The sequence below is a fragment of the Streptomyces sp. LUP47B genome (assembly GCF_001746295.1).
Classification (GTDB): domain Bacteria; phylum Actinomycetota; class Actinomycetes; order Streptomycetales; family Streptomycetaceae; genus Streptomyces.
The window spans coordinates 48,593-74,876 of sequence record NZ_MJAH01000006.1; the positions used below are offsets into that span (position 1 = coordinate 48,593).

A 26,284-nucleotide genomic window follows, 5' to 3' on the forward strand; every position below is an offset into this window, starting at 1 on the left:
AATCCAAGGTAGGAAGGCTTGCGGACAACAACTGTCCGCAACCGCTGGCAGACTCGGATTCATGTTGGAGACCTCGGCACGACTCCTGCGCCTGCTCTCGCTGCTCCAGGCCCACCGCGAATGGTCCGGCGCTGACCTGGCCGACCGCCTCGGCGTCACCCCGCGCACCGTGCGCCGGGACGTGGACCGGCTGCGCGAGCTGGGCTACCCCGTCAACGCCAGCCCGGGCACCGGTGGCGGCTACCAGCTGGGCGCGGGCGCCGAGCTGCCGCCGCTGCTCCTGGACGACGACGAGGCCGTCGCGGTCGCCGTCGGCCTGCGCACGGCCGCGGGGCAGGGCATCGAGGGGATCGGCGAGACCTCCGTGCGGGCCCTCGCCAAGCTGGAGCAGGTCCTGCCGAGCCGGCTGCGCCGCCGGGTGGGAGCCCTGAACGCCTTCACCGTGCCGATGCTGCGCGACCCCCAGCCCTCCGCCGTCGACCCGGGCGTCCTCACCGAGCTCGCCAACCTCTGCCGGGACGCCGAGCGGCTGCGCTTCGAGTACAGCGACCACGGCGGCGCCTCCAGCCGCCGTACCGTCGAACCGCACCGCCTGGTGTGCAGCGAGCGGCGCTGGTACCTGGTCGCCTGGGACCTGGACCGTGACGACTGGCGGACCTTCCGGGTCGACCGGATCACCCCCAGGCCGCCGCACGGCCCCCGGTTCGCTCCGCGCACCCCGCCCGCCGAGGATCTCGCCGCGTACGTCTCGCGAGGCGTCTCCACGCGCGCGTACGCCTCACACGCGGTCGTGCGGCTGCTGGTGCCCAAGGAACGGGCCGCCGAACGGATCTCGCCGAGCGCCGGGGTGCTGGAGGCGGAGGGGCCCGGCAGCTGCCTCCTGCACACCGGGGCCTCGAGTCTCGACGTGATGGTGATCCACGTGATGATGACGGGATTCGAGTTCGAGGTGCTGGAGCCGGCCGAGCTGACCGAGGCGATCAGGACTGCTCACGACCGGCTTGCTCGCTCTTTGGCTCGGGCTGCGGAGCCTGGGCCGCGTACTGCGGATGGTGCAGGTCGAACGCCGGGGACTCGGAGCGGATCCGGGGCAGCGTCGTGAAGTTGTGCCGCGGCGGCGGGCAGGAGGTGGCCCACTCCAGGGAGCGGCCGTAGCCCCAGGGGTCGTCGGTCTCCACCTTCACGCCGTACTTGGCGGTCTTCCAGACGTTGTAGAGGAACGGCAGCGTCGAGGCGCCGAGCAGGAACGCCCCGATCGTCGAGATCGTGTTGAGCGTGGTGAAGCCGTCCGCGGCGAGATAGTCCGCGTACCGGCGGGGCATGCCCTCCGCGCCCAGCCAGTGCTGCACCAGGAACGTGGTGTGGAAGCCGACGAACAGTGTCCAGAACTGGATCTTGCCGAGCCGCTCGTCGAGCATCTTGCCGGTGAACTTCGGCCACCAGAAGTGCAGCCCGCCGAAGATCGCGAAGACGACCGTGCCGAACACGACGTAGTGGAAGTGCGCCACGACGAAGTAGGTGTCCGACACATGGAAGTCCAGCGGTGGCGAGGCCAGCAGCACCCCGGTCAGGCCGCCGAAGAGGAACGTCACCAGGAAGCCCGTCGCCCACAGCATCGGCGTCTCGAAGGACAGTGAGCCCTTGATCATCGTCCCGGTCCAGTTGAAGAACTTCACGCCCGTGGGGACCGCGATCAGGAAGCTCATGAAGGAGAAGAACGGCAGCAGCACCGCGCCGGTGACGAACATGTGGTGCGCCCACACCACGATCGACAGACCGGTGATCGACATCGTCGCCGCGACCAGCGTCAGATAGCCGAACATCGGCTTGCGGCTGAAGACCGGGATGATCTCCGTGATGATGCCGAAGAACGGCAGCGCGATGATGTACACCTCGGGATGCCCGAAGAACCAGAACAGGTGCTGCCACAGCAGCGCCCCGCCGTTGCCCGCCTCGAAGACCTGCGAGCCGAAGCGCCGGTCCGCCTCCAGAACCAGCAGCGCGGCCGCCAGCACCGGGAACGCCAGCAGGATCAGGATCGACGTGAACAGCGTGTTCCAGGTGAAGATCGGCATCCGGAACATGGTCATGCCGGGCGCGCGCATCCCGATGATCGTGGTGATGAAGTTGACCGCGCCGAGGATCGTGCCGAAACCGGCCAGCGCGAGGCCCATGATCCACAGGTCGGGGCCGACGCCGGGGGAGTGCGCGGAGTTGTTCAGCGGCGCGTAGGCGAACCAGCCGAAGGCGGCCGGACCGGACGGCACGAGCAGCGAACCCAGCACGATCAGTCCGCCGAACAGGAAGAACCAGTACGACAGCATGTTCAGCCGCGGGAACGCCACGTCCGGGGCGCCGATCTGCAGCGGCATCAGCTCGTTGGCGAAGCCGGCGAAGCTCGGGGTCGCGAACAGCAGCAGCATGATCGTGCCGTGCATGGTGAACAACTGGTTGTACTGCTGGTTGTCCATGATCTGCAGTCCGGGCCGGGCGAGTTCGGCCCGCATCAGCAGAGCCATGACGCCGCCGACCAGGAAGAACACGAACGACGTGATCAGATAGAGGTGACCGATCTTCTTGTGGTCGGTGGTGGTCAACCAGTCGACGACCACCCGCCCGTGCCCCTTGGTCCGCACGGGTCGTGCCGTCGCGTGCACGGTCTGCGTCCCCATCGCTCGCCCCTTCGCTCGGCTCACGCCATGATGCTCGCGCGGTCGTGCGCGGCGACAGAGGGCGTAAGGGGGTTCTGTGCCGGAACCGTGTATTTCCTATGCGGTGTCAGCTTCTCCGGCGTGTCCGGAATCAGTGGGCAAAGGGGTTCGGGCCGGTTCTCGGACAAGCCTTCTCACGGTCCATTCGGAGAAGTCGTACGACACGCGGGAATTGCGTTCGAATACCTGCGGAAGGGCGAGGGAAACGCCCGTCCGTGTGACGCAGCGCGAGGGAAACGCGTGTCGTGATCCTGTGACAGAAGCGTGACAGGAGGCGTGCGGGATCCGGACTTCCGCGGCCGCCGGACAGGGCCTAGCGTGGCGGTATGGCATCCATTCCGACACCGCCCGCCGAACCCCAGGACAGTCCGGACACCTACGTCGGCCTCGACTCCGCCGCCGCCGAGCGCACCGCGCGTGAGCGGGGCTGGTCGACGGTCAGGTCACTGCCGCCGGGGGCGATCATCACGATGGAGTACCGCGCGGGCCGGCTGAACTTCGAGGTGAAGGACGGCCGCGTGGCGCGGGCCTGGAAGGGCTGAACCGCATGCCGCGGGCCCCGGTTCCACGCAAGGGAACCGGGGCCTGTGGCATGCGCGGGGTGGTGGTGCGTACCGGCCCCGCCGGGTCCGAGGTGGGATCAGCCGCCGGTCACCGGCCGGGTCGCCGGGGAGGGCGTGCCGCGCACGATCCGGTCCGACTGCGGCGGGCGGCGGCTGCCGGCCGGGGTGACCGGGGTGCGCTCCGAGCGGGTGGTGTGCGGGCCCGGGGCCAGGTACACGGGCGACCTGGGGCCACGCGCCGGGGCGGTGGCCTCGCGGGCCGCCGTCTCGTTCTGGGGGGCCGTGAGCGGCTTGAGGCGGGCCGGCGCGGGCGCCGTGACGGGGGTGACCGGGGCCGGGGCCTTCGCACCGCCGCGGGCCCGCCAGCGGTCGCGCAGGTCGAAGGCGTAGGTCTCGGCGCGGGCGATCAACGGCTCGAACCAGGGCAGCGCGAGCAGGATCAGCAGACCGGCGACCCATCCGAGCACGACGTCGCTCAGCCAGTGCGTACCGAGGTAGACGGTGGCCATGCCGACGCCCAGCGAGGTCACCGCGGAGATCGCGGAGAGCCAGCGGCGGGCTCTCGGGGTGGAGGCCAGATACGCCAGGATTCCCCAGGTCACCACGGCGTTGGCGGTGTGGCCGCTGGGAAATATATCGCCGCCCAGACCCATCTCGTTCGAGCCGATGACGGTCGCGTAGTGCGGTCCGAGTCTTCCCATGCCGTACTTGGCGGCGCCGACCGTGATGTTCAGCAGCAGCAGCGAGGCGCCCAGGGTCAGCAGCGGGCGCAGGGTGTGCTGCCGCCAGGAACGCCAGCCCAGCCAGGCCGCGACCATCACCGCGGTCGGGCCGCGCTGGCCCAGCACCACGTAGTAGTCGACGAACCAGTGGATGGACGCCCACTGCTGGTACGGCCGGAAGAACATGACCTGCCAGTCGAGGCGGACCAGCCACGACGTGGTCACCACGAGCCACACGATCGCCAGGTAGAAGGCCAGGGCGGCGATCACCAGGACGGTCCGGTGCCGGCTCGCTCTCGGCACACTGAGGTGGGCCGGTCGTTCCGGCTCACGGTCCAGCCTGGCGAACACCCGGTCCAGACGGGTGAGGTTTCGTTCGGTACGCACCCAATCGACGTTACAGCGAGTGAGCTCTGTTCCCTGTCGAATCAGCGGCTTTGTGATGACGATGTGATGTGGGATTCCTCTCAGGCGGAGGTTTATATCAGGGGATTCCGCAAAGGCGGGCGGCTGCGTCCTTCAATTCCTTTGATCATTCCGGGTCGGGTTTTATGGCCCTTATGAATTCGTTCACCGAATCATGGGTCGGAATTCTCCGGGCGCTCATCGGGGCTCGGAGTCGATCATGGCGGACCGGAGCCGTTCAGCCAGAAGGCGCCGTACAGGGCGGACGCGGTGGCGATCACGGCGATGACCCCGGCTGACCTGCGGGTACCTGAGCGCGCGAGGGCCAGGGCGAGGGGGAGCAACAGGGGGAAGGCGGGCATCAGCAGGCGCGGTTTCGAGCCGAAGTAGCTCGACGCGCACAGGGCGAGCGCCGTGACGACCCCGGAGTACACCAGGAGGGGCAGCGGCTGGCCCTGGCGCACACAGGTGACGTACAGCCATACGACGAGCCCGACCCCGACGATCAGTCCCACGCCGGCGAGGGCCGACGGGAACGACGTGAACTTGTCGGCGACGAAGCGGGCGAAGGCGTATCCGCCGTCGAATCCGTTGCGCCACCCCGCCTGCACGTCGAGGTAGCCGAGCGGCCCTTTGCCGGTGCGGTGACCGACCCACAGGATGTAGGCGGCGGTACCGAGGGGGGCGAGGGCCATGCCCGCGGCCCGCGTGGCCGTGGTCGCCCCGGCCGGTGCGCCCCGCTCCGGCCCGGACGCGGCGCGGCCGCGTCGGTCCCGCAGGAAGGCGGCGACGCCGGCCGCCCACACCGCCGCGACCACCGCGAGGCCCACCGGGCGCGTCAGGCCGGCCAGTGAGGCCAGCAGGCCCGCGGCCGGCCAGCGGCCGGTCAGCAGGGCGTAGAGCGACCAGGCGGCGAGCGCGGTGAACAGGGACTCGCTGTACGCCATCGACTGGACGATGCCGACGGGCAGCACGGCCCACAGCAGGACCGCGCAGACGCCGGCCCGGCGGCCGTACACGTGATCCGTCACCGCGAAGACGCCCCAGGCAGCGAACAAGGAGGCGAGCAAGGAGACCACGAAGCCCGCGTCGGCGTACGACAGCGGCGTCACCGCGGACAGCAGCCGCTCCAGCCAGGGCAGGAGCGGGAAGAACGCCAGGTTCGAGTGCACGTCGCCGTTCGGCAGCCGCACCTCGTAGCCGTAACCGAGTTCGGCGACCCTCGTGTACCAGAGGGCGTCCCAGCGGGCCGTCAGCAGGGTGTACGCGCTCTTGTCGCGCGCCGCGGTCCACAGGGCCAGGGTGATCAGGCCCAGGGCGCGTACGGCCGCATAGCCGAGCAGCGCCGGGGCGGCTCGGCGCAGGGCCGGTTCGGTGCGCGTTGCAAGATCGGTCACGGGCCCGATTATCGACCGCGCGCCGAACCGGCCCGCCCGCCGGGGCGGGGGACCGGATGAGAACGTGGTGTACACCACACGTGTTCCGCGTGGAGTCTGAGAGGTCCGCCACTGGGCCTACGCGCGAACTCGCGTACTCTGACGAGTCACCCGCCGTTCGCTGCGCGGGCCGGAGACACCGCTCCTCTCCGGCCGAGATCATGGGGAGTCCCCACCCCGTGTGCCCGCCGAACGCACAGGGAACATCTGGGAGGTACGTACATGTCCGGGACGACCACGGCCGCCGCAGCGCTGCGCCGTCGGGCGGCCGGGGCCGGTGCCAACCGCTGGGTCGTCCTCGTCGTCCTCTGCATCAGCCTGCTCCTGGTCGCCCTCGACGCGACCGTGCTGCACGTGGCGGTACCCGCCGTCACCGAGGACCTCAAGCCCGGCGCGATATCGCTGCTCTGGATCGTCGACGTCTATCCCCTCGTCTGCGCCTCGCTGCTGATCCTCTTCGGCACGCTCGGCGACCGCGTGGGCCGCAGAAGGATCCTCCTCCTCGGCTACGGCCTCTTCGGCGTCGCCTCCGCTGTCGCCGCCCTCGCGGGCACCGCACAGGTGCTGATCCTCGCGCGGGCGCTGCTCGGCGTCGGCGGCGCGATGATCATGCCCGCCACCCTCTCCATCCTTCGCCAGGTCTTCCCCGACCGGCGCGAGCGGGCGCTCGCGATCGGCATCTGGAGCGCGGTCGCCGCCGTCGGCGCGGCCGTCGGACCACTGCTCGGCGGCTTCCTCCTGGAGCACTTCTGGTGGGGGTCGGTCTTCCTCGTCAACATCCCGCTGATGCTGGTCAGCCTGCCGGTGGGCCGCCTGCTGCTGCCCGAGTCGAAGGGCAGCGGGGCGGGTCCCTGGGACGTCGTGGGCGCGTTGATGGCCGCCGGCGGCCTGTTCGCCCTGGTCCTCGGCGTGAAGCAGCTCGGCGCCGGCGAGCTCGACGCCTTCACCGCGATACCGCTGCTCGTGGGCGCGGTACTGCTCGTCCTGTTCGTACGGCGGCAGCGGCGGCTCACCCATCCCCTGGTGGACCTGCGGATGTTCGCGCGCCCGGCGTTCAGCACCTCGGTCGGCTGCATCGTCCTGGCGATGCTCGCCCTCGTCGGGCTCGAACTGATCGCGGCGCAGTATCTCCAACTGGTCCTGGATCTTTCCCCGCTGGAGACCGGCCTGCGGCTGCTGCCGCTGACGATCGCCGCGATGGCGGCGGGGCTGGCCGGAGCGCGTCTGCTGCGCAGGTTCGGGCCGCGCCGGATGGTCAGCGCCGGGTTCTGCCTCACGGCCGTGGCCGTACTGCTGCTGACCGCGATGGGCGACACGGACAACACGGGCCTGCTGCTGTTCGGGTTCGTACTGCTCGGGTTCGGCCTGGAGACGACGCTCTTCGGGGCGTACGAGTCGATGCTCAGCGAGGCGCCCCCGGAGCAGGCGGGCGGGGCGGCGGCGATCGGCGAGACCTCGTACCAGCTCGGTGCGGGCATCGGCATAGCGCTGCTCGGCAGTGTGATGAACGCGGCGTACACGCCCGGCCTCTCCGGCGTGCCGGGCGTCCCCGAGACGGCGTCCAGGTCGGCCGGGCATTCCCTGGGCGAGGCCTACGAGGTCGCCGGACGCCTCGGTGGACCCGCGGGCGTGGCCCTGCGCCGGGCCGCCCAGGACTCCTTCGTGCACGGGTTGCACGTGACCTTGCTGGTGAGTGCGGGGTTGTTGGTGCTGGGTGCGGTGATGGCGCTGCGGTTGCCGCGTGTGATGCAGTGCGGCGAGTCCCCGGCGGCGGTGGAGCTTCCGTCGCCCCGGGAGGTCGCGGAGTCCCGCGTCTCGGCCTGAGCGCCGGTCTGGATGTGCGGGACACCGCGCTGTACCGTCGGCCACGAAGGTTTAATTAGCGCTGCTAGTTTCGAGTCGCCCGTCTGCCGGAGGATGTGCCATGCCCCCGTTCGACCCCGCCGACCCCCTCGGTATCGACGACCTGCTGGAGCCGGAGGACCTGGCGATCCGCGAGACCGTGCGGAGTTGGGCCGCCGACCGTGTCCTGCCGTATGTCGCGGACTGGTACGAGCGGGGCGAGTTGCCGGAGATCAGGGACCTCGCCCGTGAGCTCGGGGAGATCGGCGCCCTCGGCATGTCGCTGAGCGGCTACGGGTGCGCGGGCGCCTCCGCCGTGCAGTACGGGCTCGCCTGTCTGGAGCTGGAGGCCGCCGACTCCGGGATCCGGTCCCTCGTCTCGGTGCAGGGCTCCCTCGCCATGTACGCCATCCACCGGTTCGGCAGCGAGGAGCAGAAGCAGACCTGGCTGCCGCGCATGGCCGCCGGTGAGGTGATCGGCTGCTTCGGGCTCACCGAACCCGATCACGGGTCCGACCCCGCCGCCATGCGGACGTCCGCCAAGCGCGACGGCACGGACTGGGTGCTCAGCGGGCGGAAGATGTGGATCACCAACGGGTCCGTCGCCGGGGTCGCCGTGGTGTGGGCGCAGACCGAGGAGGGGATCCGCGGGTTCGTGGTGCCCACCGACAGCGCCGGATTCTCCGCGCCCGAGATCAAGCACAAGTGGTCACTGCGGGCGAGCGTGACGAGCGAGCTCGTGCTCGACGACGTGCGGCTGCCCGGCGATGCCGTCCTGCCGGAGGTCGTGGGGCTCAAGGGGCCGCTCAGCTGTCTGTCGCACGCCCGGTACGGGATCGTATGGGGGGCCATGGGGGCGGCGCGGTCGTGTTTCGAGACCGCCGTCGACTACGCGAAGACGCGGGAGCAGTTCGGACGGCCGATCGGGGGCTTCCAGCTCACGCAGGCCAAACTCGCCGACATGGCGGTCGAACTGCACAAGGGGATTCTGCTCGCCCACCATCTGGGGCGGCGCATGGACGCCGGCCGCCTGCGTCCCGAGCAGGTCAGCTTCGGCAAACTCAACAACGTCCGCGAGGCCATCGAGATCTGCCGTACGGCGCGGACGATCCTCGGGGCCAACGGGATCTCCCTCGAATACCCCGTCATGCGGCACGCGACGAACCTCGAGTCGGTGCTGACGTACGAGGGCACCGTGGAGATGCACCAACTGGTGCTGGGCAAGGCGCTCACCGGACTGGACGCCTTCCGGTAGACCCTGCGCGGGGCAGGGCCGGCGAGCGGCCCTGCCTCAGCTCTGGTTGAAGAAGCCGTCCGTGCGGTGCGCGGCCGGGTCGCCGTTCACGATCTCCGTGTTGGCGGGGGACAGCAGGAACACCCGGGTGGACACGCGCTCGATGGAGCCGCGCAGTCCGAAGATCAGCCCGGCCGCGAAGTCGACGACGCGCTTGGCGTCGGAGGCCTCCATCGCGGTGAGGTTCATGATGACGGGCACGCCTTCGCGGAACAGTTCGCCGATGGCGCGGGCGTCCCGGAAGCTGTCCGGGGTCACCGTGCCGATCCGGCGGCCCTTCTCCTCGGCGACGTCCGAAGCCACCTTGACCCGCGGGTCGGTGACCCAGGCATCCCCGGGCTCGGTCCCTTCGGAGTATCCGTCGTCGTCGTAGTAACGCTCGTCATCGTTGTCGTCAACGAGGCCCAGCCAGGCACTCGCTTTGCGCACCGATCCCATGGACGCCTCCTCTCACAGCGGTCTCTCTTGCTTCTGTATCCCTATGGTCATCCATGATGCGGATCGCGCGCCAAGTGGATAGCCGCCGCGCGGGGGGTTTGTGACGGTACTGGTGCACAGCGAATACGTCGAGAGGCCAGGTACCCCAAGGGTCGTATCCCATACGGCTGCTGACTGTGAGTGAAATATGATTCTTCACGGCGTATGGGTGAGGGGTGGGGCGTACGGGTGAACGGGTCCGACAACGCGTAGCTCTGACGAAACCTCAGGTCAGGGCGTTACTTCAGTTCGGGTGGGGAGATGCGGGAGGTGGTCGTCGCCGAGCCCGTGGTGCCCCATTTCTCGAGGATCCTGGCGTAGGTGCCGTTTTTGATGAGGTCATTCACCGCCGCCTGGAACGCCTTGGCCAGCGGCGTGCCCTTCTTGAAGGCGAAACCCACGTCCAGGCGGTGGTACTCGTTGAGGAACTTGACGCCCTGCTGGTGGGCCACCGCGTAACGCAGGCCGTTGATCGTGGACATCACGACGTCGCTGCGGCCCTGCTGGAGTGAGGACCAGATCGCGCCCTGCTCGTTGTAGGTCTGTACCTTGTACGGCTTTTTGCAGAGGTGCTTGTTGTCCTCCAGCGTGGCTTCGAACGTCGTGCCCGCGCCGGTCGCCACATTCAGACCGCACAGCTGGGTCAGGTCGGTGACCTTGGTGAGCTTGCTGTCGCTGCGGGTGGCGAAGCCCTGGCCGTCGTTGATGTAGGTGACGAAGTCGATCGTCCTGCGGCGCTCGTCGGTCACGCCGAAGTTACCGACGCCGAGGTCGTACTTGCCGCTGTCGAGAGCCGGCAGGATCGCCTCGAAGCTCGCCTGCTCCGTCTTCAGCCTGATGCCGAGGACCTTGGCGACCGCGTTGGCGAAGTCGACGTCCTGGCCTGCCAGGGTCTTGCCGTCGTCCAGGATCGAGGTGCCCGGCGGCTGGCCGGAGACACTGACGGCGAGGGTCAGGCTCGTGGTGCCGGACGGCAGCAGCCTGGCCGCCGCGTCATCCTTCTTGATCGCGGAGACGACGTCGGTGGTGGGGATCGCGTCGGCGCGGGCCGAGGCCGTGGCGGTGTCGTCCGCGCCCGAGCCGCACGCGGTAAGCAGCAGGGTGCCCGTGGTGATGAGGGCGAAGGGGATGAGAAGTCTGTTTCGGGCATGCGTGAATGAGCGCACAGTGGGGCGGTCTCCTGGAAGCGAGGAACGCTGAGTGAGGGGAGGGCGCGTGTGAAGGCGGGGAGGATGCGCGAAGGCGAGGAAGGAGAACGCGAAAGGCGCCCTGAGGAATCAGGGCGCGCAGTGGGTCAGCTCAACAGGAAGAGGACCACACGCGACCGAAGTCGATGTGGGAGCGCTTGACCAGCCACTGCTGTGGATGCATGGGGCAAGTGGAACAGGCATCCGGTTTGCCGTCAACTGACATGAGACGTACGGCTCACAGTGTGGACAGCCTTGACAACGAGGGGAAACGCACCCGTAGTCTCGAAGGGCGGCCCTGCTGAGGGGCTCGGCCGCACCCGTGTGAAGGCACCCGTCCGAGTTCTACCGAAACTCGATGCCACGGAGCCCTCGCATGTCCTCCGACACCCTCGCCAAAACCTCCTCCGCACCCGGCATACCGGAGTACGCGGATTCCCTGCGGATCGTCCCGCGCCGCCGTCTCGGTCAATGGACGGCCGCCGTCGCCGTTCTCGTACTGCTCGGGCTCGCCGTCAACTCCGTGCTGCGCAACGACGCCTTCCAGTGGGACGTCGTCGCCAACTACTTCACCACCGACGCGGTGCTGCGCGGGCTGTGGCTCACGCTCTGGCTGACCGCGGTCGTGATGACGCTCGGCTTCGTCCTGGGCGCGCTGCTCGCGGCGGCCCGGCTGTCCGCCAACCCGGTGCTCAGAAGCGTGAGTTGGGGATACGTCTGGCTGTTCCGGTCGATCCCGATCCTGGTGCAGCTGCTGCTCTGGTTCAACATCGGGGCGCTGTACCCGCACATCCTCGGGGTGCGGACGGTCGACCTGCTCGGCCCGGTCACCGTCGCGGTCATCGGCCTGACCCTGCACGAGGCCGCCTACGCCGCCGAGGTCGTGCGCGGCGGGATCCTCTCCGTCGACCGCGGGCAGATCGAGGCCGCGCAGGCGCTCGGGCTCAGCCGATGGCGGCGCTGGTGGCGGATCGTGCTGCCGCAGGCGATGCGCTCCATCGTGCCCCCGGCCGGGAACATGCTGATCGGCACCCTCAAGGGCACCTCCATCGTCAGCGTGATCGCCGTGCAGGACCTGCTCTACTCCGTGCAGCTCGTCTACCACCGCACCTACCAGGTCATCCCCCTGCTGATGGTCGCGACCGTCTGGTACACCGTCGTCACCTCGGTGCTCGGCGTCGGCCAGCACTACCTGGAGAAGCGCTACGCCCGAGGCTCGGAGCGCACCCGATGAGGCGCTCGCTGGTGATCGTCGGTGCCGGGCCGCGGGGGACCGGTCTGATCGAGCGGATCGCCGCCAACGCCCCCGAGTTGTACGACGGTCAGGGCCTCGACCTGCACCTGGTGGACCCGCACCCGCCCGGCGCCGGACGCATCTGGCGCGCAGCGCAGTCGCCGCTGCTGTGGATGAACTCGCACGCCGAGGACGTCACCATGTTCACCGACGAGACCGTGGACATGGCCGGACCCGTGCGCCCCGGCCCCACGCTGCACGAATGGGCCGGCATCGACGGCCGCACCTTCGCGGACCGGCAACTCCAGGGCGCATATCTGCGCTGGGTGCATGAGCAGGCGGTGGCCGCGCTGCCGGAGGGGGTCGTCGTCCACCACCACCCGAGGCGTGCCGTACGGGTCAGCGGTCCGCGCGAGGGCCGGCAGCAGGTCTGGCTGGAGGGCCGGACGCGTCCGCTCCTCGCCGACCTCGTCGTCCTGGCCCTCGGTCATCTGGACGCCGAACTGGACGACGAGCAGAGCGCGTTGGCCGCGTACGCCGAGGAGCACGGCCTCGTCCACCTCCCGCCCGACTTCACCGCCGACAGCGACCTGTCCGCCCTCGCGCCCGGCGAACCGGTCCTGGTCCGCGGATTCGGGCTCGCCTTCGTCGACCTGATGGCGCTGCTGACCGAGGGCCGGGGCGGGCGGTACGACGGAGACACCTACGTCCCGTCCGGGCGCGAGCCGGTCCTCTACGTCGGATCGCGGCGCGGAGTGCCGTACCACTCGAAGATCGGCTACGACTGGTCAGGTGAGCGGCCGCCCTTGCCCCGCTTCCTGGGGCCGGCCGAGATCGACGGGCTGCTCGCCCGGCCGGAGGGCTTCGACTTCAGGCGGGACGTGTGGCCGCTGGTGGTGAAGGAGCTCGGATTCGCGCACTACCACCGGCTGTTCACCGTGCATCCGGAGCGGACCGCGATGTCCTGGACCGACTTCGAGGAGAAGTACGCGGCCGGCAGCGAGACGGACATCCTGGCTCTCGCAGCCTCCGCCGTGCCCGACCCCCGTGACCGGCTCGACCTCGCCGCGCTCGACCGGCCGCTGCAGGGGGTGCGGTACGCGACGCACGAGGAGTTCCAGGACGGGCTGCGGGAGTATGTGGAGGCCGACCTCAACCGCCGTCATGACCCCGCACAGAGCCCGGACCTGGCCGTGTTCCTCGGGCTGCTCTCCGTCTACGGGCAGCTGGTCCGGCTCGGGGACATCGGCGGATGGTGGCACGGGTTCTTCAGCTATCTGGCCTCCGGACCGCCCGGACCCCGGCTGCGGCAGCTGCTCGCGCTGTCCCGCGCCGGAGTGCTCAGGTTCGTCGGGGCGGACATGGAAGTACGCGCCGAGGACGGGGTGTTCCGGGCGTCGAGCCCCACCGTGCCGGACTTCTCGGTCGTGGCGCGGGCGCTGGTCGAGGCGCGGCTGCCCGAGCCGACGGTCCGGCGGGCCCTCGATCCGCTGCTGCGCGAGCTGCACGCCGAAGGGGTCGCCGAGACCCCGGACGGACTGTTGCGCGTGGACCGTGCCGACGGACGGGTCCTGGACCGGTCCGGACGGCCCCACCCACGGCTCTTCGCGCTCGGCCCGCACACCGACGGCCGTACCCCTGGCGCCTTCACCCGGCCGCGCACCGGCGGGCCCGCGTTCCGGCAGAACGACGCGACCGCGCGGGCCGCGCTGCTGCTCCTCGGTGAGCTCGCCGGTCGTGCGGCCGCCTAAGTCACTTGGAAGACAGGGAAGTCCAGCGATGAGTGTCATGGTCGACATCAGGTCCGTCCACAAGAGCTTCGGGTCACTGGAGGTGCTCAAGGGCATCGACCTCGCCGTGCACACCGGCGAGGTCACCGTGATCCTCGGTCCGTCCGGCTCCGGCAAGTCGACGCTGCTGCGCACGGTCAACCACCTGGAGAAGGTGGACCGGGGCGCGATCAGCGTGGACGGGGAGCTGATCGGGTACCGGCGCTCCGGCGACAAGCTGTACGAGCTGCCCGAGCGCGAGGTGCTCAGACAGCGCACGCGGATCGGCTTCGTCTTCCAGAACTTCAACCTGTTCCCGCATCTGACCGTGCTGGACAACGTCGTCGAGGCCCCGGTCTCCGCGCTGAAGCGGCCGCGCAAGGAGGCCGTCGAGGCGGCACGGCGGCTGCTCGACCGGGTGGGGCTCGCCGACAAGGCCGACGCCCATCCCCGGCAGCTCTCCGGCGGGCAGCAGCAACGGGTCGCGATCGCGAGGGCGTTGGCGCTGGAACCCCGGCTGCTGCTGTTCGACGAACCGACCTCCGCGCTCGACCCCGAACTGGTCGGCGAAGTCCTCGACGTCATCAAGGACCTGGCCCGCCAGGGCACCACGATGATCGTCGTCACCCACGAGGTCGGCTTCGCCCGCGAGGTCGCCGACACCGTCGTGTTCATGGACGACGGACGCATCGTCGAACAGGGCCCGCCGGCCGACGTGCTGGACGCCCCGCGGCACGACCGCACGCGGTCCTTTCTCTCGAAGGTGCTGTGATGCTGCATCTGTCCGCCGCTGTCGACCAGCCGTCCGCCTTCGACGCCGCCTCCTACCTCACCCTCGCCCGGCTCGCCGAGCGCGGCGGGCTCGACTTCGTGACGCTCGGGGACAGCTTCGCCCGGCCCGGTCCCGACGCGCTCGCCGTACTGGCCCGCCTCGCGCCCGCCACCAGCCGGATCGGGCTTGTGCCCACCGTCACGACCACGCACACCGAGCCCTTCCACGTCCAGGCCGCCGTCGCCACCCTCGACTGGGTCAGTCGGGGCCGGGCCGGCTGGTGGATCGACGTGTCGGCCACCGAGGGCGAGGCCCGCCTCTTCGGCCGCCGACCGGCGGCTCCGGCCGACGCGTTGTGGCAGGAGGCGGGTGAAGTCGCCGACGTGGCCGCGAAGTTGTGGGACAGCTGGGAGGACGATGCCGAGATCCGGGATGTGCCGACCGGCCGCTTCATCGACCGGGACAAGCTGCACCACGTCGACTTCCGCGGCACGTCCTTCTCCGTCAAGGGCCCCTCGATCGTGCCTCGGCCCCCACAGGGCCACCCGGTCCGCGTGGTCGACGCCACCGACGCTCCCGCCCGCAGGACCGCCGCCCGGTACGCCGACGTGGCCCTTGTCCGCGCAGCGAGTGCCCAACAGGCCGCCGCCATACGGCAACAACTTCGGTCCCTGGCAGCGGATTCCGGGCGCCACCCCGACCAGCTGCGGGTCCTCGCCGGCCTCCTCGTCGACCTCGGTGACGGCGAGCACGCGGCCGAGCCGGGGCACGGCGGGGGCGGCCCCCGGCAGACCCCGCAGGGCCCGCTCTACCGTGGCGGCCCGGTGGACCTCGCGGAACTGATCGCCACCTGGCACGGCGAGGGCGTCGTCGACGGCTTCCACCTCACGCCCGTCGAACCACTGCGCGACCTGGAACGGCTCGTCAACGGCACGGTGGCACTGCTCCAGCACCGCGGACTGTTCCGGACCTTCTACCCGGGCAGTTCGCTCAGGGAGCACCTGGGCCTCGCCAGACCCGCCAACCAGTACGCCACCAACGGGAGCGCGTCATGAGCCGTAGGCGGATGCATCTGGCCGCGCACTTCCCGGGCGTCAACAACACCACCGTCTGGGCCGATCCGGAGTCGAGGTCCCAGATCGAGTTCTCCTCCTTCGAGCACCTGGCCCGCACCGCCGAACGCGGACAGTTCGACTTCCTCTTCCTCGCAGAGGGGCTGCGGCTGCGCGAACACAAGGGTTTTATCCATGACCTGGACGTCGTCGGGCGTCCCGAGTCGATCACCGTGCTCAGTGCGCTGGCCGGTGTCACCGACCACCTGGGGCTCGCCGCCACGGTCAACGCGACCTTCAACGAGCCGTTCGAACTCGCCCGCAGGTTCGCGACCCTGGACCACCTGAGCGGAGGCCGGGCCGCCTGGAACGTGGTGACCTCCTCCGACGCCTTCACCGGGGAGAACTTCCGGCGCGGCGGCTTCCTCGACCGGGCCGACCGCTATCGGCGCGCCGCCGAATTCCTCGAGACGGCAAGGGAGTTGTGGGACTCCTGGACACTGGAGGGGTCCCCGCGACCGTTCGCGCACCGCGGGCGGCACTTCGACATCGCGGGCGAGTTCACCGTGCCGCGCCCGCCGCAGGGAAGCCCGGTCGTCATCCAGGCCGGGGACTCCGACGAGGGACGCGAGTTCGCCGCCTCCGCCGCCGACGTGGTCTTCGCACGGCACAGTTCGCTGGAGGAGGGCCGGATCTTCTACGCCGACGTGAAGCGCCGGCTCGCCAAGTACGGCCGTACGCCTGACGACCTGAAGATCATGCCCGGGATCGGCGTCGTGCTCGGCGACACCGCCGCCGAGGCCCAGGAGAAGGCCGCCGAGATCCGACGGCAGCAGACCTCCCCGCAGACCGCGCTCCTCACCCTGGAGCAGATCTGGGGCGTCGACCTGTCCTCCTACGACCCGGACGGCCCGCTGCCCGACATCGATCCGGTGGCCGATCCGGCCCTCACCCAGGGGCGGACCCGGCGCGGCGACACGGTCGCGATCGCCGAGAAGTGGGCGGCCCTGTCCCGCGAGAAGGGCCTGTCGATCCGGCAGACCGTGATCGAGGCGGGCGGCCGGCAGCTCCTCATCGGCACCCCCGACGCGGTGGCCACCGAGCTCGACGAGTTCGTGCAGCGCGAGGCCGCCGACGGCTTCGTCCTCGTACCCCATCTCACCCCGGGCGGCCTCGACGACTTCGTCGACGACGTGGTCCCGCTGCTCCAGGAGCGCGGCGCGTTCCGCACCGCGTACCGGGGGACCACCCTGCGCTCCCACCTCGGGCTCCCCGACCCCGTACGGAAAGGCTGATCACATGACCACCGACGCCTCCGACGCCTGGAAGCTGTGGCACGAGCACCGCGTCGAAGCGGTGTCCGAGCCCTACGGGCCGCTCGCCCTCGTCGGCACCCACTGGCTGGACGACCATCCGGACGGCCGGCTCCCGGGCCTCCCCGGCACCTGGGCTCTCGCGGACGACGGCGTGGCGCTGACCGCGACCGGGGAGGACGGCCTGAGCGTCGACGGGCGGCCCTTCGAGGGCGAGGTACGGCTGAGCGCCGACCTCGGTCCGACCGAGACCGCCCGGGTGTCGTACGGCGAACGCAGGCTGGTCGTGCTGGTGCGCGAAGGCGTGTGGGGCGTACGGGACTTCGACCCCGCCACCCCGGCCCGGCGGGCGTTTCGCGGCATCGAGGCCACACCGTACGATCCGCGCTGGTCGGTGCCGGGGCGCTTCACGCCGTATGACGCCCGGCGGACCGTTCAGGTGCCGAACGCGGACGGGGTCGAGCGCGGGCTCGGGCTCGGCGGCGAAGTGACGTTCGTGCTCGACGGACAGGAACTGACGCTGAAGGCCGCGGTCCGGGACGACGGCTCGCTGTGGGCGGTTTTCGGCGATACGACGAGCGGGGACGGCAGTTACCGGTTCCGGTTCCTGTATCCCTCCGCACCGGACGCCGAAGGCCGTACGACGGTCGACTTCAACCGGGCGCTGCTGCCGCCCTGCGCCTTCGCCGACCACTTCATCTGCCCGTTCCCGCCGCCCGGGAACACCCTGGGTGTCGCCGTCGCCGCGGGGGAGCGCAACACGGTCCGGTGAACGGCCGGTTCGGCCGGATGGCAAAGGTGTTTCAAAGATTGACGGCCGAAAGGCGCCCTTGCGCCTACCGGCCGTTCGGCCGAATACTCCCCCTCAGCGCTTGTCAGGGGCACGGCGTGTTCGAAATCCGGACGCCGGACCGCTGACTGCGCCTCACGGGCCCCGACCCCACGCGGGCCCCCGACTTCCCCTGGGAGGGAACGAAACGTGAGGATCAAGCGCACCACCCCCCGCAGTGGCATTGCGAGACGGACCCGGCTGATCGCCGGTACCACCGGCCTCGTGGCCGCGGCCGCGATCGCGGTCCCCAGCGCGAACGCCACCGCTGCGACCCCGTTCAGCACCGCCGAACTCAAGAGCGCCAGCAGCTCGGTGCTCAAGGCCGACATCCCGGGCACCGCCTGGGCCGTCGACAGCAAGACCAACCGTGTGGTCGTCACCGCCGACAGCACGGTCTCGCAGGCCGAGATCGCCAAGATCAAGGAGCAGGCGGGCAGCAACGCCGACGCGCTCACGATCAAGCGGACCCCCGGCAAGTTCAACAAGCTGATCTCCGGTGGCGACGCCATCTATGCGAGTAGCTGGCGCTGCTCCCTCGGCTTCAACGTCCGCAGCGGCAGCACCTACTACTTCCTGACCGCCGGTCACTGCACCGACGGCGCGGGCACCTGGTGGTCGAACTCCGGGCACACGACCACGCTCGGTTCGACGGCCGGGTCCAGCTTCCCGACCAACGACTACGGCCTCGTCAAGTACTCGTCCAGCTACCCGACCTCGTCGATCTCCGGCACCGTCGGCAGCGTCGACATCACCAGCGCCGCCACCCCGAGCGTGGGCACCACGGTCAACCGCCGCGGCTCCACCACCGGCATCCACAGCGGGCGGGTCACCGCGCTCAACGCGACCGTCAACTACGGCGGCGGTGACGTCGTCTACGGCATGATCCAGACCACGGTCTGCGCCGAGCCCGGCGACTCCGGCGGCCCGCTGTACGGCAGCAACGGCGTCGCCTACGGTCTGACCTCCGGCGGCAGTGGCAACTGCTCCTCCGGCGGCACGACCTTCTTCCAGCCGGTCACCGAGGCCCTGAGCGCCTACGGCGTCAGCGTCTTCTAGTCCCGCACCGGCCCGCATCGCAGCCGGCACCCGGTGGACCCCCGTACGCATCTGCCGTACGGGGGTCCGCTGTGATCATGACGCGATCCGTTTCGGTGGTGCGCAGAGCCGGTCCGGTACGGCCGACAGGGCCTCCGGCGCTCCGAGACGGCCGGTGTCCTGCCGCAGGACCGGGCGGACGCGGGGGATGCGTCCGCCGGCTACGTGAAGTGGCCGACCGGCGAGAACCTGTCCCGGGCGCCGCGCCGCAGCAGTAGGGGCCGGACGAGGGTCGCCGGGTCGAAGCCGGGCTGTGCCGCAGCAGTAGGGGCTGGACGAGGGTCGCCGGGTCGAAGCCGGGCTGTGCCGCAGCAGTAGGGGCTGGACGAGGGTTGCCGGGTCGAAGCCGGGCTGTGCCGCAGCAGTACGGGCCGGACGGCGGCCGCCGTGGCGAAGCCCCAGTCGCTGAGCAGGGCGAGGTCGTCGTCGAGCCGGCTGTACGACGCACCGCGCAGCGCCTCCCGGTAGGTGCGCGGCGGCATCTGGCCGGCCGCCGGGTCGGAGACGGTCCGCCGGTCGGAGTCCGTGAACCCGTCGCGCGGGGAGACGAGCAGCTGCGCGGGGTCGCGGCGGATGTCGGCGGCGAGGCGGCCGGCGAAGGCGAGCGGGTCGGTGAGTGCCCGGGGGAACTCCTCGCCGTGGGACTCGGCCATGCAGTCGACCCAGCGCAGGTCCCGGGCGTACCGAGTCCTGATGACGTGGACCACCTGTGTCCTCTGTCTCCCCTTCGTGTACACCGCGGAGTTACCGTCGAAGTACTCACCTTGAGCGCCTGGTTCGGACCCTGGGGGTCGCGATGGTCGAGGAGCTGGTGGCGGCGGGCGTGACGCTCGTGTCCGCCGGAGCGGTGTACGTGATGGCGGCCGCGCGCGTCGTCAAGCAGTACGAACGGGGCGTGGTCTTCCGCCTCGGAAAGCTCCGGCCGGAAGTGCGCGAGCCGGGGTTCACGATGATCGTTCCGGGTGTGGACAAGCTCCGGAAGGTCAACATGCAGATCGTGACCATGCCGGTGCCCGGGCAGGAGGGCATCACCCGGGACAACGTCACGGTGCGGGTGGACGCCGTCGTCTACTTCAAGGTGACCTCGCCGGCCGAGGCGGTCGTCCGGGTCGAGGACTACCGGTTCGCGGTCGCGCAGATGGCGCAGACCTCGCTGCGGTCGATCATCGGCAAGAGCGAGCTGGACGATCTGCTGTCCAATCGCGAAAAGCTCAACCAGGGGCTGGAGTTGATGATCGACAGCCCGGCGGTGGAGTGGGGGGTCACGATCGACCGGGTCGAGATCAAGGACGTCTCGCTGCCCGAGACCATGAAGCGGTCCATGGCCCGGCAGGCCGAGGCGGACCGGGAGCGGCGGGCACGGGTCATCAACGCGGACGCGGAGCTCCAGGCGTCGAAGAAGCTGGCCGAGGCGGCCAAGGAGATGTCCGAGCAGCCCGCCGCGCTGCAACTGCGGTTGCTGCAGACGGTGGTGGCGGTGGCGGCGGAGAAGAACTCGACGCTGGTGCTGCCGTTCCCCGTCGAGCTGCTGCGGTTCCTGGAGCGGGCGGCGCCGACGCCGCAGCAACCGGTGCAGGAGCAACGTCCGTCCCTGCAGCCCCGGCTGGATCCGGATCCTGAAGGGTCGAATTCAGGACAGGACTAGACCTCACGGGCCGATGGAGTGTTACTCGCTCGTAGTGTTTGCAGCGTGAATGGCCTGGGGTGACCGTGGACTGTCAAAAATGGCAGGGGCGTGCAACCGCGTTCTACGCGCGTCCGGAAGTCACCCTTGTGCGCTCCGTGCGCGGTTCGGAAGAGTAAGGGCTCGTCAACCAGCCTTCCGGCCCGTGAGGTCCCCACAACCTCCCGGGCCGACCCCCCACAGGAGGACGCGAGTTGAAGCATCGACGCATACCCGGACGCCGGGTCGTCGTGGCAGGTGCGGGCATCACCGCACTGGTCGCCGCGGGAGTCACCTTGCAGACTGCGAACGCCAGCGAGACGCCGGCCTCGCCCGAAGTCAAGACCCTCTCGGCCGTCGCGGCCGGAAAGCTCGCCTCGACGCTCGGGGCGGATCTCGGCGCGGACGCGGCGGGGACGTTCTACGACGCGAAGACCAAGGCTCTCGTGGTGAACGTGCTCGACGAGGACGCGGCACGAACCGTGTCGGCGGCCGGAGCCTCGGCGAGAATCGTCTCGAACTCTCTGGCCGAGCTGAAGAGCGCGCGTACGACGCTGTCGAGCGACGCGACCATCCCCGGGACGTCCTGGGTGACCGACCCCACCACCAACAAGGTCGTCGTCACCGCCGACCGCACGGTCTCCACCGCCGAGTGGACCAAGCTCACGAAGGTGGTCGACGGGCTGGGCTCGGTGGCCGAACTCCAGCGCTCGAAGGGGGAGTTCAAGCCCTTCATCGCGGGTGGTGACGCGATCAGCGGTTCCGGCGGGCGGTGCTCGCTCGGATTCAACGTGGTCAAGGGCGGAGAGCCGTACTTCCTCACCGCAGGGCACTGCACCGAGGCGATCTCGACGTGGTCGGACTCGAGCGGCAAGCAGATCGGCACCAACTCGCTGTCCAGCTTCCCGGACAACGACTACGGGCTGGTGAAGTACACGGCGGAGGTCGATCACCCCAGTGAGGTGGACCTCTACAACGGGTCCGCGCAGGCGATCACCGGGGCGGCGGCCGCGACCGTCGGTCAGTCGGTGACGCGCAGCGGCTCCACGACTCAGGTGCACTCCGGCAAGGTCACCGGGCTGGACGCGACGGTGAACTACGGCAACGGCGACATCGTGAACGGGCTGATCCAGACCGATGTGTGCGCGGAGCCGGGGGACAGCGGAGGCTCGCTGTTCTCGGGGAGCAGCGCGATCGGCCTGACGTCCGGCGGCAGCGGTGACTGCACCTCCGGCGGGGAGACGTTCTTCCAGCCGGTGACGGAGGCGCTGTCGGCGACCGGGGCGTCGATCGGCTGACGGTCGGTTCGGTGGTGCGCGGAGTCCCGTCCCCTGTGTGTGTGGGGGCGGGGCTTTTGCGTGTCGCGCCGGCCGCGACAACAAACGCCGCAATCCGGGTCCGAACAGTCGTTTCCGCAGGTGGGAGCCGATCCGATCGGCATCGTACACACGTTCGACTTTTGGTCTATGGTGGAGGTGAGGCGATAGGGAACTGATGTTCGACAGCGGGAGGTGCGGATGCCTGGCTTCACCCATCTGCACACCGTTTCCGGGTTCTCCCTGCGCTACGGCGCCTCGCACCCGGAGCGCCTCGCCGAGCGCGCCTCCGAGCGGGGGATGGACGCCCTCGCCCTCACCGACCGCGACACCCTCGCGGGCACGGTCCGGTTCGCCAAGGCTTGTGCGAAGGCGGGGGTGCGGCCGTTGTTCGGCGTGGGGCTGGCCGTGGAGGAGGCCGAGCCCGTACGGCAGGACCGGCGCCGTGCTCCCGTGCGCGGAGGTGCCTTCGTCGACGAGTCGGCTCCCCGGGTCACCTTTCTCGCCCGGGACGGTGCCCGCGGCTGGGCCGACCTGTGCCGGCTCGTCACCGCGGCGCACTCGGACAAGGGCGAGCGGGGCACGCCGCTGCTGCCCCGGGCCGAGAACCGGGGGGACGGGCTGACCGTGCTGCTCGGGCCCGACTCCGATGTCGGCCGGGCCCTCGCCGCCGGCCGTCCGGACCGGGCCGCCCGGCTGCTCGTTCCCTGGCGCGAGACCTACGGCGACGCCCTGCGGCTCGAAGCCGTCTGGCACGGGCGTAAGGGCACCGGGCCGGGCTCCCTGCGGCTGGCCGCCCGTACGGTCGGCTTCGCCGCCGAGCAGCGGGTCCGCCCCGTGCTCAGCAATGCCGTACGGTACGCCGACGCAGGCCTGGGCCCGGTCGCCGACGTGCTGGATTCCGCCCGCCGCCTCGTCCCCGTCGGCGCCGTCAAGGAACTGGACTCCGGTGAGGCCTGGCTCAAGGACGCGGGGGCCATGCTGGCGGCCGCCGAGAGGATCGTCGAGGCCGCGGGCTTCCGGCGCGACACCGCGCACCGGCTGCTGGAGCAGACACAGGCGACGGCCGCCGAGTGTCTGGTCGACCCCGAGGACGACCTCGGGATCGGCACCGTCCACTTCCCCGAGCCGCACCTCGTCGGCGCGGGCCGCCGCACCGCCCAGCGGACACTGGCCTCGCGGGCGGCGGCCGGGATGGTGCGGAAGGGGTACGCGGGCAGGCCCGCCTACTGGGAGCGGATGCACGAGGAACTGGACATCATCGCTCACCACGGCTTCGCCTCCTACTTCCTGACGGTCGCTCAAGTCGTCGACGACGTACGGGACATGGGCATCCGGGTCGCCGCACGTGGCTCCGGCGCCGGGTCCCTGGTCAACCACCTTCTCGGGATCGCCCACGCCGATCCCGTCGAGCACGGGCTGCTGATGGAGCGGTTCCTGTCCACGCGGCGGCTCGTGCTGCCCGACATCGACATCGACGTGGAGTCCGCGCGCCGCCTCGAGGTCTACCGGGCGATCATCGGGCGGTTCGGGACCGAGCGGGTCGCCACCGTCGCGATGCCGGAGACGTACCGGGTGCGGCACGCGATCCGGGACGTGGGGGCGGCCCTGTCCATGGACCCCGCCGACATCGACCGCATCGCCAAGTCCTTCCCGCACATCCGGGCGCGTGACGCCCGCGCGGCCCTGGAGGAACTGCCCGAACTCAAGGCGCTGGCAGAAGAGAAGCAGCGTCACGGCAGGCTGTGGGAGCTGGTCGAGGCCCTCGACGCGCTTCCCCGGGGGATCGCCATGCATCCGTGCGGGGTGCTGCTCTCCGACGCGACCCTGCTCCGCCGTACGCCGGTCATGCCGACCAGCGGCGAGGGGTTTCCCATGTCGCAGTTCGACAAGGAGGACGTCGAGGATCTCGGGCTGCTCAAGCTCGATGTGCTGGGCGTGCGGATGCAGTCGGCGATGGCGCACGCGGTCGCGGAGGTGGAGCGGGCGACGGGGGAGCGGGTCGACCTGGACGCCGTACCGCCGGGTGACCCGGCGACGTATCGACTCATCCGGTCCACCGAGACGTTGGGGTGCTTCCAGATCGAGTCGCCGGGGCAGCGGGACCTGGTCGGGCGGTTGCAGCCGGCCACGTTCGACGATCTCGTCGTCGACATCTCGCTCTTCCGGCCCGGTCCGGTCGCCGCCGACATGGTGCGGCCGTTCATCGAGGCACGGCACGGGCGGGCGCCCGTCCGGTATCCGCACCGTGATCTGGAGCGGCCGCTGAAGGAGACGTACGGGGTCGTCGTCTTCCACGAGCAGATCATCGACATCGTCGACATCATGACCGGGTGCGGACGCGGCGAGGCGGACCGGGTGCGGCGTGGGCTGTCCGACCCGGAGTCGCAGGGGCGGATCCGGTTCTGGTTCGCGCAGCACGCGGCGGCGAACGGATACAGCGCGGAAACGATTCAGCGGACCTGGGAGATCATCGAGGCCTTCGGGTCGTACGGCTTCTGCAAGGCGCACGCGGTCGCCTTCGCCGTACCGACGTACCAGTCGGCGTGGCTGAAGGCGCACCACCCGGCGGCCTTCTACGCCGGGCTGCTCACGCACGACCCCGGGATGTATCCGAAGCGGCTGCTGCTGGCGGACGCGCGGCGGCGCGGGGTGCCGATCCTGCCGTTGGACGTGAACGTGTCGGGGGTCGCACATCGTATCGAACTGGTGTCTGAATCCTCTGCCGTGTGGGGACTTCGGCTGGCCCTCTCCGACGTGCACGGCATCAGCGAGGCCGAGGCGGCACGGATCGCCGAGGGACAGCCGTACGCCTCACTGCTGGACTTCTGGGAGCGGGCCCGTCCGAGCCGACCGGTGGCTCAACGGCTTGCGCAAGTAGGGGCGTTGGACGACTTCGGCGCCAACCGGCGTGATCTGCAACTGCATCTGACCGAGCTGCACCGGGGCGCACGCGGGGGCCGTGGGGCCCAACTCCCCTTGTCCGGCGGGCGGAAGACGGCCTCGGTCGGGCTGCCGGATCTCTCCTCCGTGGAGAAACTCAGCGCCGAGCTGGGAGTGCTGTCGATGGACGTCTCGCGCAATCTGATGGACGACCACCAGGAGTTCCTGACGGAGTTGGGCGTGGTCAGCGCACGACGGCTGCGGGAGGCGCGGCACGGCGAGGCCGTGCTGGTCGCGGGGGCCAAGGCGGCCACCCAGACACCGCCGATCCGGTCCGGCAAGCGGGTCATCTTCACCACCCTGGACGACGGCACCGGCCTGGTCGACCTCGCCTTCTTCGACGACTCCCACGACGCCTGCGCGCACACCGTCTTCCACTCCTGGCTGCTGCTGGTGCGCGGGGTGGTGCAGCGGCGCGGCCCGCGCAGCCTCAGCGTGGTGGGCGCGGCCGCCTGGAACCTCGCCGAACTGGTCGAACTGCGGGCCGGGGAAGGCCTCGACGCGGTGGCGGCACGGCTGGCCGAACCGGTGCCGGAGCGGGCCGGTGACGCGGCCGGGGATCCGACCGGCGGCAGGCGAATCCAAATGCCGACGGGATACGAACTGCATCCATGGGCCGATCTGCGACCGGCGGGTCAAGAGCCTTCACAGATACGGAAGTTGTGGCACCAGAGCCCGGGGAGTGCGGGATGACCATCCTCTGCGTACGTTTCCAGCTGCCGCCGACGCGGGAGGCGGCCCTGCCCGAACTGCTCGGCCTCCTCGAGGAGTTCACGCCGGTCGTCGAAGCACTGCCGCCGGACCGGGCACTGGCCGATCTGCGGGGCGCCGAACGGTACTTCAAGCGGGACGCCGTCGAACTGGCCTCGGTGATCCGGGTCCGCGCCCTCGCCCTGCACGGCGTCGACTGCGCGATCGGCGCCGGACCCGGCCCGATGCTGGCCCGCATGGCACTGAAGGACGCCCGACCCGGGGTGACCTGTGCGGTCCCGAAGGGCGCGGTGGCGGACTTCCTCGCCGGCCGGCCCGTCGCCGCGCTCCCCGGCGTCGGCGGCGCGACCGCCCGCGTCCTGTGCGAGTACGGCCTCGACACCCTGGGCCGGGTCGCCGCCGCACCCCTGTCCACGCTCCAGCGCCTGGTCGGCGCCAAGGTCGGCCGCGAACTGCACGAGAGGGCGAACGGCGTGGACCGCGGCCGGGTGGTCCCGAACGGCGTCTCGCGCTCCCTCGCCACCGAACGCCCCTTCACCCGCGACGAGCTGGACCCCGACCGGCACCGCCGCGCGCTGCTCTCCGCCGCCGAGGAACTGGGCTCCCGGCTGCGCGCCCTCGACAAGGTCTGCCGCACCCTGACCCTCACCGTGCGCTACGCCGACCGCAGCGCGACCACCCGCAGCCGCACCCTCGGTGAACCCACCGCCCACTCGGTGGCCCTGACCAGGGCGGCGTACGACATGTACGAGGCCCTAGGTCTCCAGCGTGCCCGAGTCCGCTCCCTCTCCCTGCGCGCGGAGGGCCTCGACCCCGCCGAACAGGCCTCCCACCAGCTCACCTTCGATCCCACCGACGACAAGCTCCGCCGTATCGAGGAGGCCGCGGACCGCGCCCGGGCCCGGTTCGGACCGCTCGCGGTGCTGCCGGGTGCGCTGGCGGCGTAG

The 26,284-nt window shown here is 70.5% G+C and carries 20 protein-coding genes and 1 pseudogene; 15 read left to right on the forward strand and 6 right to left on the reverse strand.

Translation table 11 applies throughout. The features are described from left to right. The first annotated feature begins 61 nt into the window (after nucleotides 1-61). Nucleotides 62-1,102, forward strand: a complete 1,041-nt coding sequence (locus BFN33_RS49860; RefSeq protein ID WP_079140882.1) for a YafY family protein — start codon at nucleotides 62-64, stop codon at nucleotides 1,100-1,102. Between the two features lie 43 nt (nucleotides 1,103-1,145). On the opposite strand, the pseudogene ctaD reads toward BFN33_RS49860, so the two are convergent. Beyond that, a pseudogene (gene ctaD, locus BFN33_RS18510) lies at nucleotides 1,146-2,672 on the reverse strand (cytochrome c oxidase subunit I); the annotation flags it as partial. A gap of 365 nt (nucleotides 2,673-3,037) precedes the next feature. Here ctaD and BFN33_RS18515 point away from each other — a divergent pair. Further along, nucleotides 3,038-3,253 (forward strand): I78 family peptidase inhibitor, encoded by a 216-nt coding sequence (locus BFN33_RS18515; RefSeq protein WP_069761195.1) that lies wholly within the window; start codon nucleotides 3,038-3,040, stop codon nucleotides 3,251-3,253. A 98-nt stretch (nucleotides 3,254-3,351) separates the two neighbouring features. Here the strand turns inward: BFN33_RS18515 and BFN33_RS18520 are convergent, their stop codons facing one another. Together BFN33_RS18520 and BFN33_RS18525 are read right to left on the reverse strand one after the other, a co-directional pair. After that, nucleotides 3,352-4,383, reverse strand: coding sequence for a phosphatase PAP2 family protein (locus BFN33_RS18520; protein ID WP_069761196.1), 1,032 nt, complete (start codon nucleotides 4,381-4,383; stop codon nucleotides 3,352-3,354). A gap of 236 nt (nucleotides 4,384-4,619) precedes the next feature. Continuing rightward, a complete protein-coding gene (locus BFN33_RS18525; protein ID WP_069761859.1) occupies nucleotides 4,620-5,798 on the reverse strand; it encodes a mannosyltransferase family protein in 1,179 nt (392 codons plus the stop codon). 261 nt (nucleotides 5,799-6,059) lie between these two features. Between BFN33_RS18525 and BFN33_RS18530 the strand changes: the two genes are divergently transcribed. Further along, the gene (locus tag BFN33_RS18530) at nucleotides 6,060-7,661 is read left to right on the forward strand and encodes an MFS transporter (RefSeq protein WP_069761197.1); all 1,602 of its coding nucleotides are present in this window, start codon (nucleotides 6,060-6,062) and stop codon (nucleotides 7,659-7,661) included. 100 nt (nucleotides 7,662-7,761) lie between these two features. Further along, a complete protein-coding gene (locus tag BFN33_RS18535; protein WP_069761198.1) occupies nucleotides 7,762-8,934 on the forward strand; it encodes an acyl-CoA dehydrogenase family protein in 1,173 nt (390 codons plus the stop codon). Nucleotides 8,935-8,970: 36 nt separating this feature from the next. Here BFN33_RS18535 and BFN33_RS18540 read toward each other — a convergent pair whose 3' ends face one another. Continuing rightward, nucleotides 8,971-9,411, reverse strand: coding sequence for a cell division protein SepF (locus BFN33_RS18540; RefSeq protein WP_057614474.1), 441 nt, complete (start codon nucleotides 9,409-9,411; stop codon nucleotides 8,971-8,973). 278 nt (nucleotides 9,412-9,689) lie between these two features. Continuing rightward, nucleotides 9,690-10,616, reverse strand: a complete 927-nt coding sequence (locus BFN33_RS18545; protein WP_069761199.1) for an ABC transporter substrate-binding protein — start codon at nucleotides 10,614-10,616, stop codon at nucleotides 9,690-9,692. Between the two features lie 397 nt (nucleotides 10,617-11,013). Between BFN33_RS18545 and BFN33_RS18550 the strand changes: the two genes are divergently transcribed. The 7 genes from BFN33_RS18550 (at nucleotide 11,014) to BFN33_RS18580 (ending at nucleotide 18,665) form a co-directional block, all read left to right on the forward strand. Continuing rightward, nucleotides 11,014-11,871, forward strand: a complete 858-nt coding sequence (locus BFN33_RS18550) for an amino acid ABC transporter permease (RefSeq protein WP_069761200.1) — start codon at nucleotides 11,014-11,016, stop codon at nucleotides 11,869-11,871. Continuing rightward, nucleotides 11,868-13,622 (forward strand): FAD/NAD(P)-binding domain-containing protein, encoded by a 1,755-nt coding sequence (locus tag BFN33_RS18555; protein WP_069761201.1) that lies wholly within the window; start codon nucleotides 11,868-11,870, stop codon nucleotides 13,620-13,622. The genes BFN33_RS18550 and BFN33_RS18555 overlap by 4 nt, the downstream gene beginning before the upstream one ends. Before the next feature lie 28 nt (nucleotides 13,623-13,650). Further along, a complete protein-coding gene (locus BFN33_RS18560; RefSeq protein WP_069761202.1) occupies nucleotides 13,651-14,412 on the forward strand; it encodes an amino acid ABC transporter ATP-binding protein in 762 nt (253 codons plus the stop codon). Continuing rightward, the gene (locus BFN33_RS18565; RefSeq protein ID WP_069761203.1) at nucleotides 14,412-15,467 is read left to right on the forward strand and encodes an LLM class flavin-dependent oxidoreductase; all 1,056 of its coding nucleotides are present in this window, start codon (nucleotides 14,412-14,414) and stop codon (nucleotides 15,465-15,467) included. Before BFN33_RS18560 ends, BFN33_RS18565 begins: the two co-directional genes overlap by 1 nt. Continuing rightward, nucleotides 15,464-16,759, forward strand: coding sequence for an NtaA/DmoA family FMN-dependent monooxygenase (locus tag BFN33_RS18570; RefSeq protein WP_069761204.1), 1,296 nt, complete (start codon nucleotides 15,464-15,466; stop codon nucleotides 16,757-16,759). Before BFN33_RS18565 ends, BFN33_RS18570 begins: the two co-directional genes overlap by 4 nt. Before the next feature lie 4 nt (nucleotides 16,760-16,763). Continuing rightward, on the forward strand, nucleotides 16,764-17,549 hold the full coding sequence (locus BFN33_RS18575) for a DUF1684 domain-containing protein (RefSeq protein ID WP_069761205.1): 786 nt from the start codon (nucleotides 16,764-16,766) through the stop codon (nucleotides 17,547-17,549). A gap of 207 nt (nucleotides 17,550-17,756) precedes the next feature. Beyond that, nucleotides 17,757-18,665 carry a S1 family peptidase gene (locus tag BFN33_RS18580; protein WP_069761206.1) on the forward strand — a complete coding sequence of 303 codons (909 nt, stop codon included), beginning with the start codon at nucleotides 17,757-17,759 and terminating at the stop codon, nucleotides 18,663-18,665. A gap of 200 nt (nucleotides 18,666-18,865) precedes the next feature. On the opposite strand, the gene BFN33_RS53180 is transcribed toward BFN33_RS18580, so the two are convergent. Continuing rightward, on the reverse strand, nucleotides 18,866-19,411 hold the full coding sequence (locus BFN33_RS53180) for a hypothetical protein (RefSeq protein ID WP_176742414.1): 546 nt from the start codon (nucleotides 19,409-19,411) through the stop codon (nucleotides 18,866-18,868). Nucleotides 19,412-19,500: 89 nt separating this feature from the next. Between BFN33_RS53180 and BFN33_RS18590 the strand changes: the two genes are divergently transcribed. From BFN33_RS18590 to BFN33_RS18605, 4 genes are all read left to right on the forward strand, one after another. Then, complete coding sequence (locus BFN33_RS18590) at nucleotides 19,501-20,349, forward strand: slipin family protein (protein WP_069761207.1); 849 nt, start codon at nucleotides 19,501-19,503, stop codon at nucleotides 20,347-20,349. A gap of 233 nt (nucleotides 20,350-20,582) precedes the next feature. Next, entirely contained in the window at nucleotides 20,583-21,665 is a 1,083-nt protein-coding gene (locus BFN33_RS18595; RefSeq protein ID WP_069761208.1) for a S1 family peptidase, read from the forward strand. A 219-nt stretch (nucleotides 21,666-21,884) separates the two neighbouring features. Then, nucleotides 21,885-25,319, forward strand: a complete 3,435-nt coding sequence (locus tag BFN33_RS18600; protein WP_069761209.1) for a DNA polymerase III subunit alpha — start codon at nucleotides 21,885-21,887, stop codon at nucleotides 25,317-25,319. Continuing rightward, nucleotides 25,316-26,284: a hypothetical protein gene (locus BFN33_RS18605; RefSeq protein WP_069761210.1), complete on the forward strand. Its 969-nt coding sequence runs from the start codon at nucleotides 25,316-25,318 to the stop codon at nucleotides 26,282-26,284. Before BFN33_RS18600 ends, BFN33_RS18605 begins: the two co-directional genes overlap by 4 nt.

Bases quoted from the DNA above. Each gene is read 5' to 3' on its own strand.
- BFN33_RS18570 (WP_069761204.1), top strand. From the start codon at position 15,464: ATGAGCCGTAGGCGGATGCATCTGGCCGCGCACTTCCCGGGCGTCAAC.
- BFN33_RS18565 (WP_069761203.1), top strand. From the start codon at position 14,412: ATGCTGCATCTGTCCGCCGCTGTCGACCAGCCGTCCGCCTTCGACGCC.
- BFN33_RS18555 (WP_069761201.1), top strand. From the start codon at position 11,868: ATGAGGCGCTCGCTGGTGATCGTCGGTGCCGGGCCGCGGGGGACCGGT.
- BFN33_RS18575 (WP_069761205.1), top strand. From the start codon at position 16,764: ATGACCACCGACGCCTCCGACGCCTGGAAGCTGTGGCACGAGCACCGC.
- BFN33_RS18560 (WP_069761202.1), top strand. From the start codon at position 13,651: ATGAGTGTCATGGTCGACATCAGGTCCGTCCACAAGAGCTTCGGGTCA.
- BFN33_RS18550 (WP_069761200.1), top strand. From the start codon at position 11,014: ATGTCCTCCGACACCCTCGCCAAAACCTCCTCCGCACCCGGCATACCG.
- BFN33_RS18530 (WP_069761197.1), top strand. From the start codon at position 6,060: ATGTCCGGGACGACCACGGCCGCCGCAGCGCTGCGCCGTCGGGCGGCC.
- BFN33_RS49860 (WP_079140882.1), top strand. From the start codon at position 62: ATGTTGGAGACCTCGGCACGACTCCTGCGCCTGCTCTCGCTGCTCCAG.
- BFN33_RS18590 (WP_069761207.1), top strand. From the start codon at position 19,501: ATGGTCGAGGAGCTGGTGGCGGCGGGCGTGACGCTCGTGTCCGCCGGA.
- BFN33_RS18540 (WP_057614474.1), bottom strand. From the start codon at position 9,411: ATGGGATCGGTGCGCAAAGCGAGTGCCTGGCTGGGCCTCGTTGACGAC.
- BFN33_RS18515 (WP_069761195.1), top strand. From the start codon at position 3,038: ATGGCATCCATTCCGACACCGCCCGCCGAACCCCAGGACAGTCCGGAC.
- BFN33_RS18535 (WP_069761198.1), top strand. From the start codon at position 7,762: ATGCCCCCGTTCGACCCCGCCGACCCCCTCGGTATCGACGACCTGCTG.
- BFN33_RS18600 (WP_069761209.1), top strand. From the start codon at position 21,885: ATGCCTGGCTTCACCCATCTGCACACCGTTTCCGGGTTCTCCCTGCGC.
- BFN33_RS18605 (WP_069761210.1), top strand. From the start codon at position 25,316: ATGACCATCCTCTGCGTACGTTTCCAGCTGCCGCCGACGCGGGAGGCG.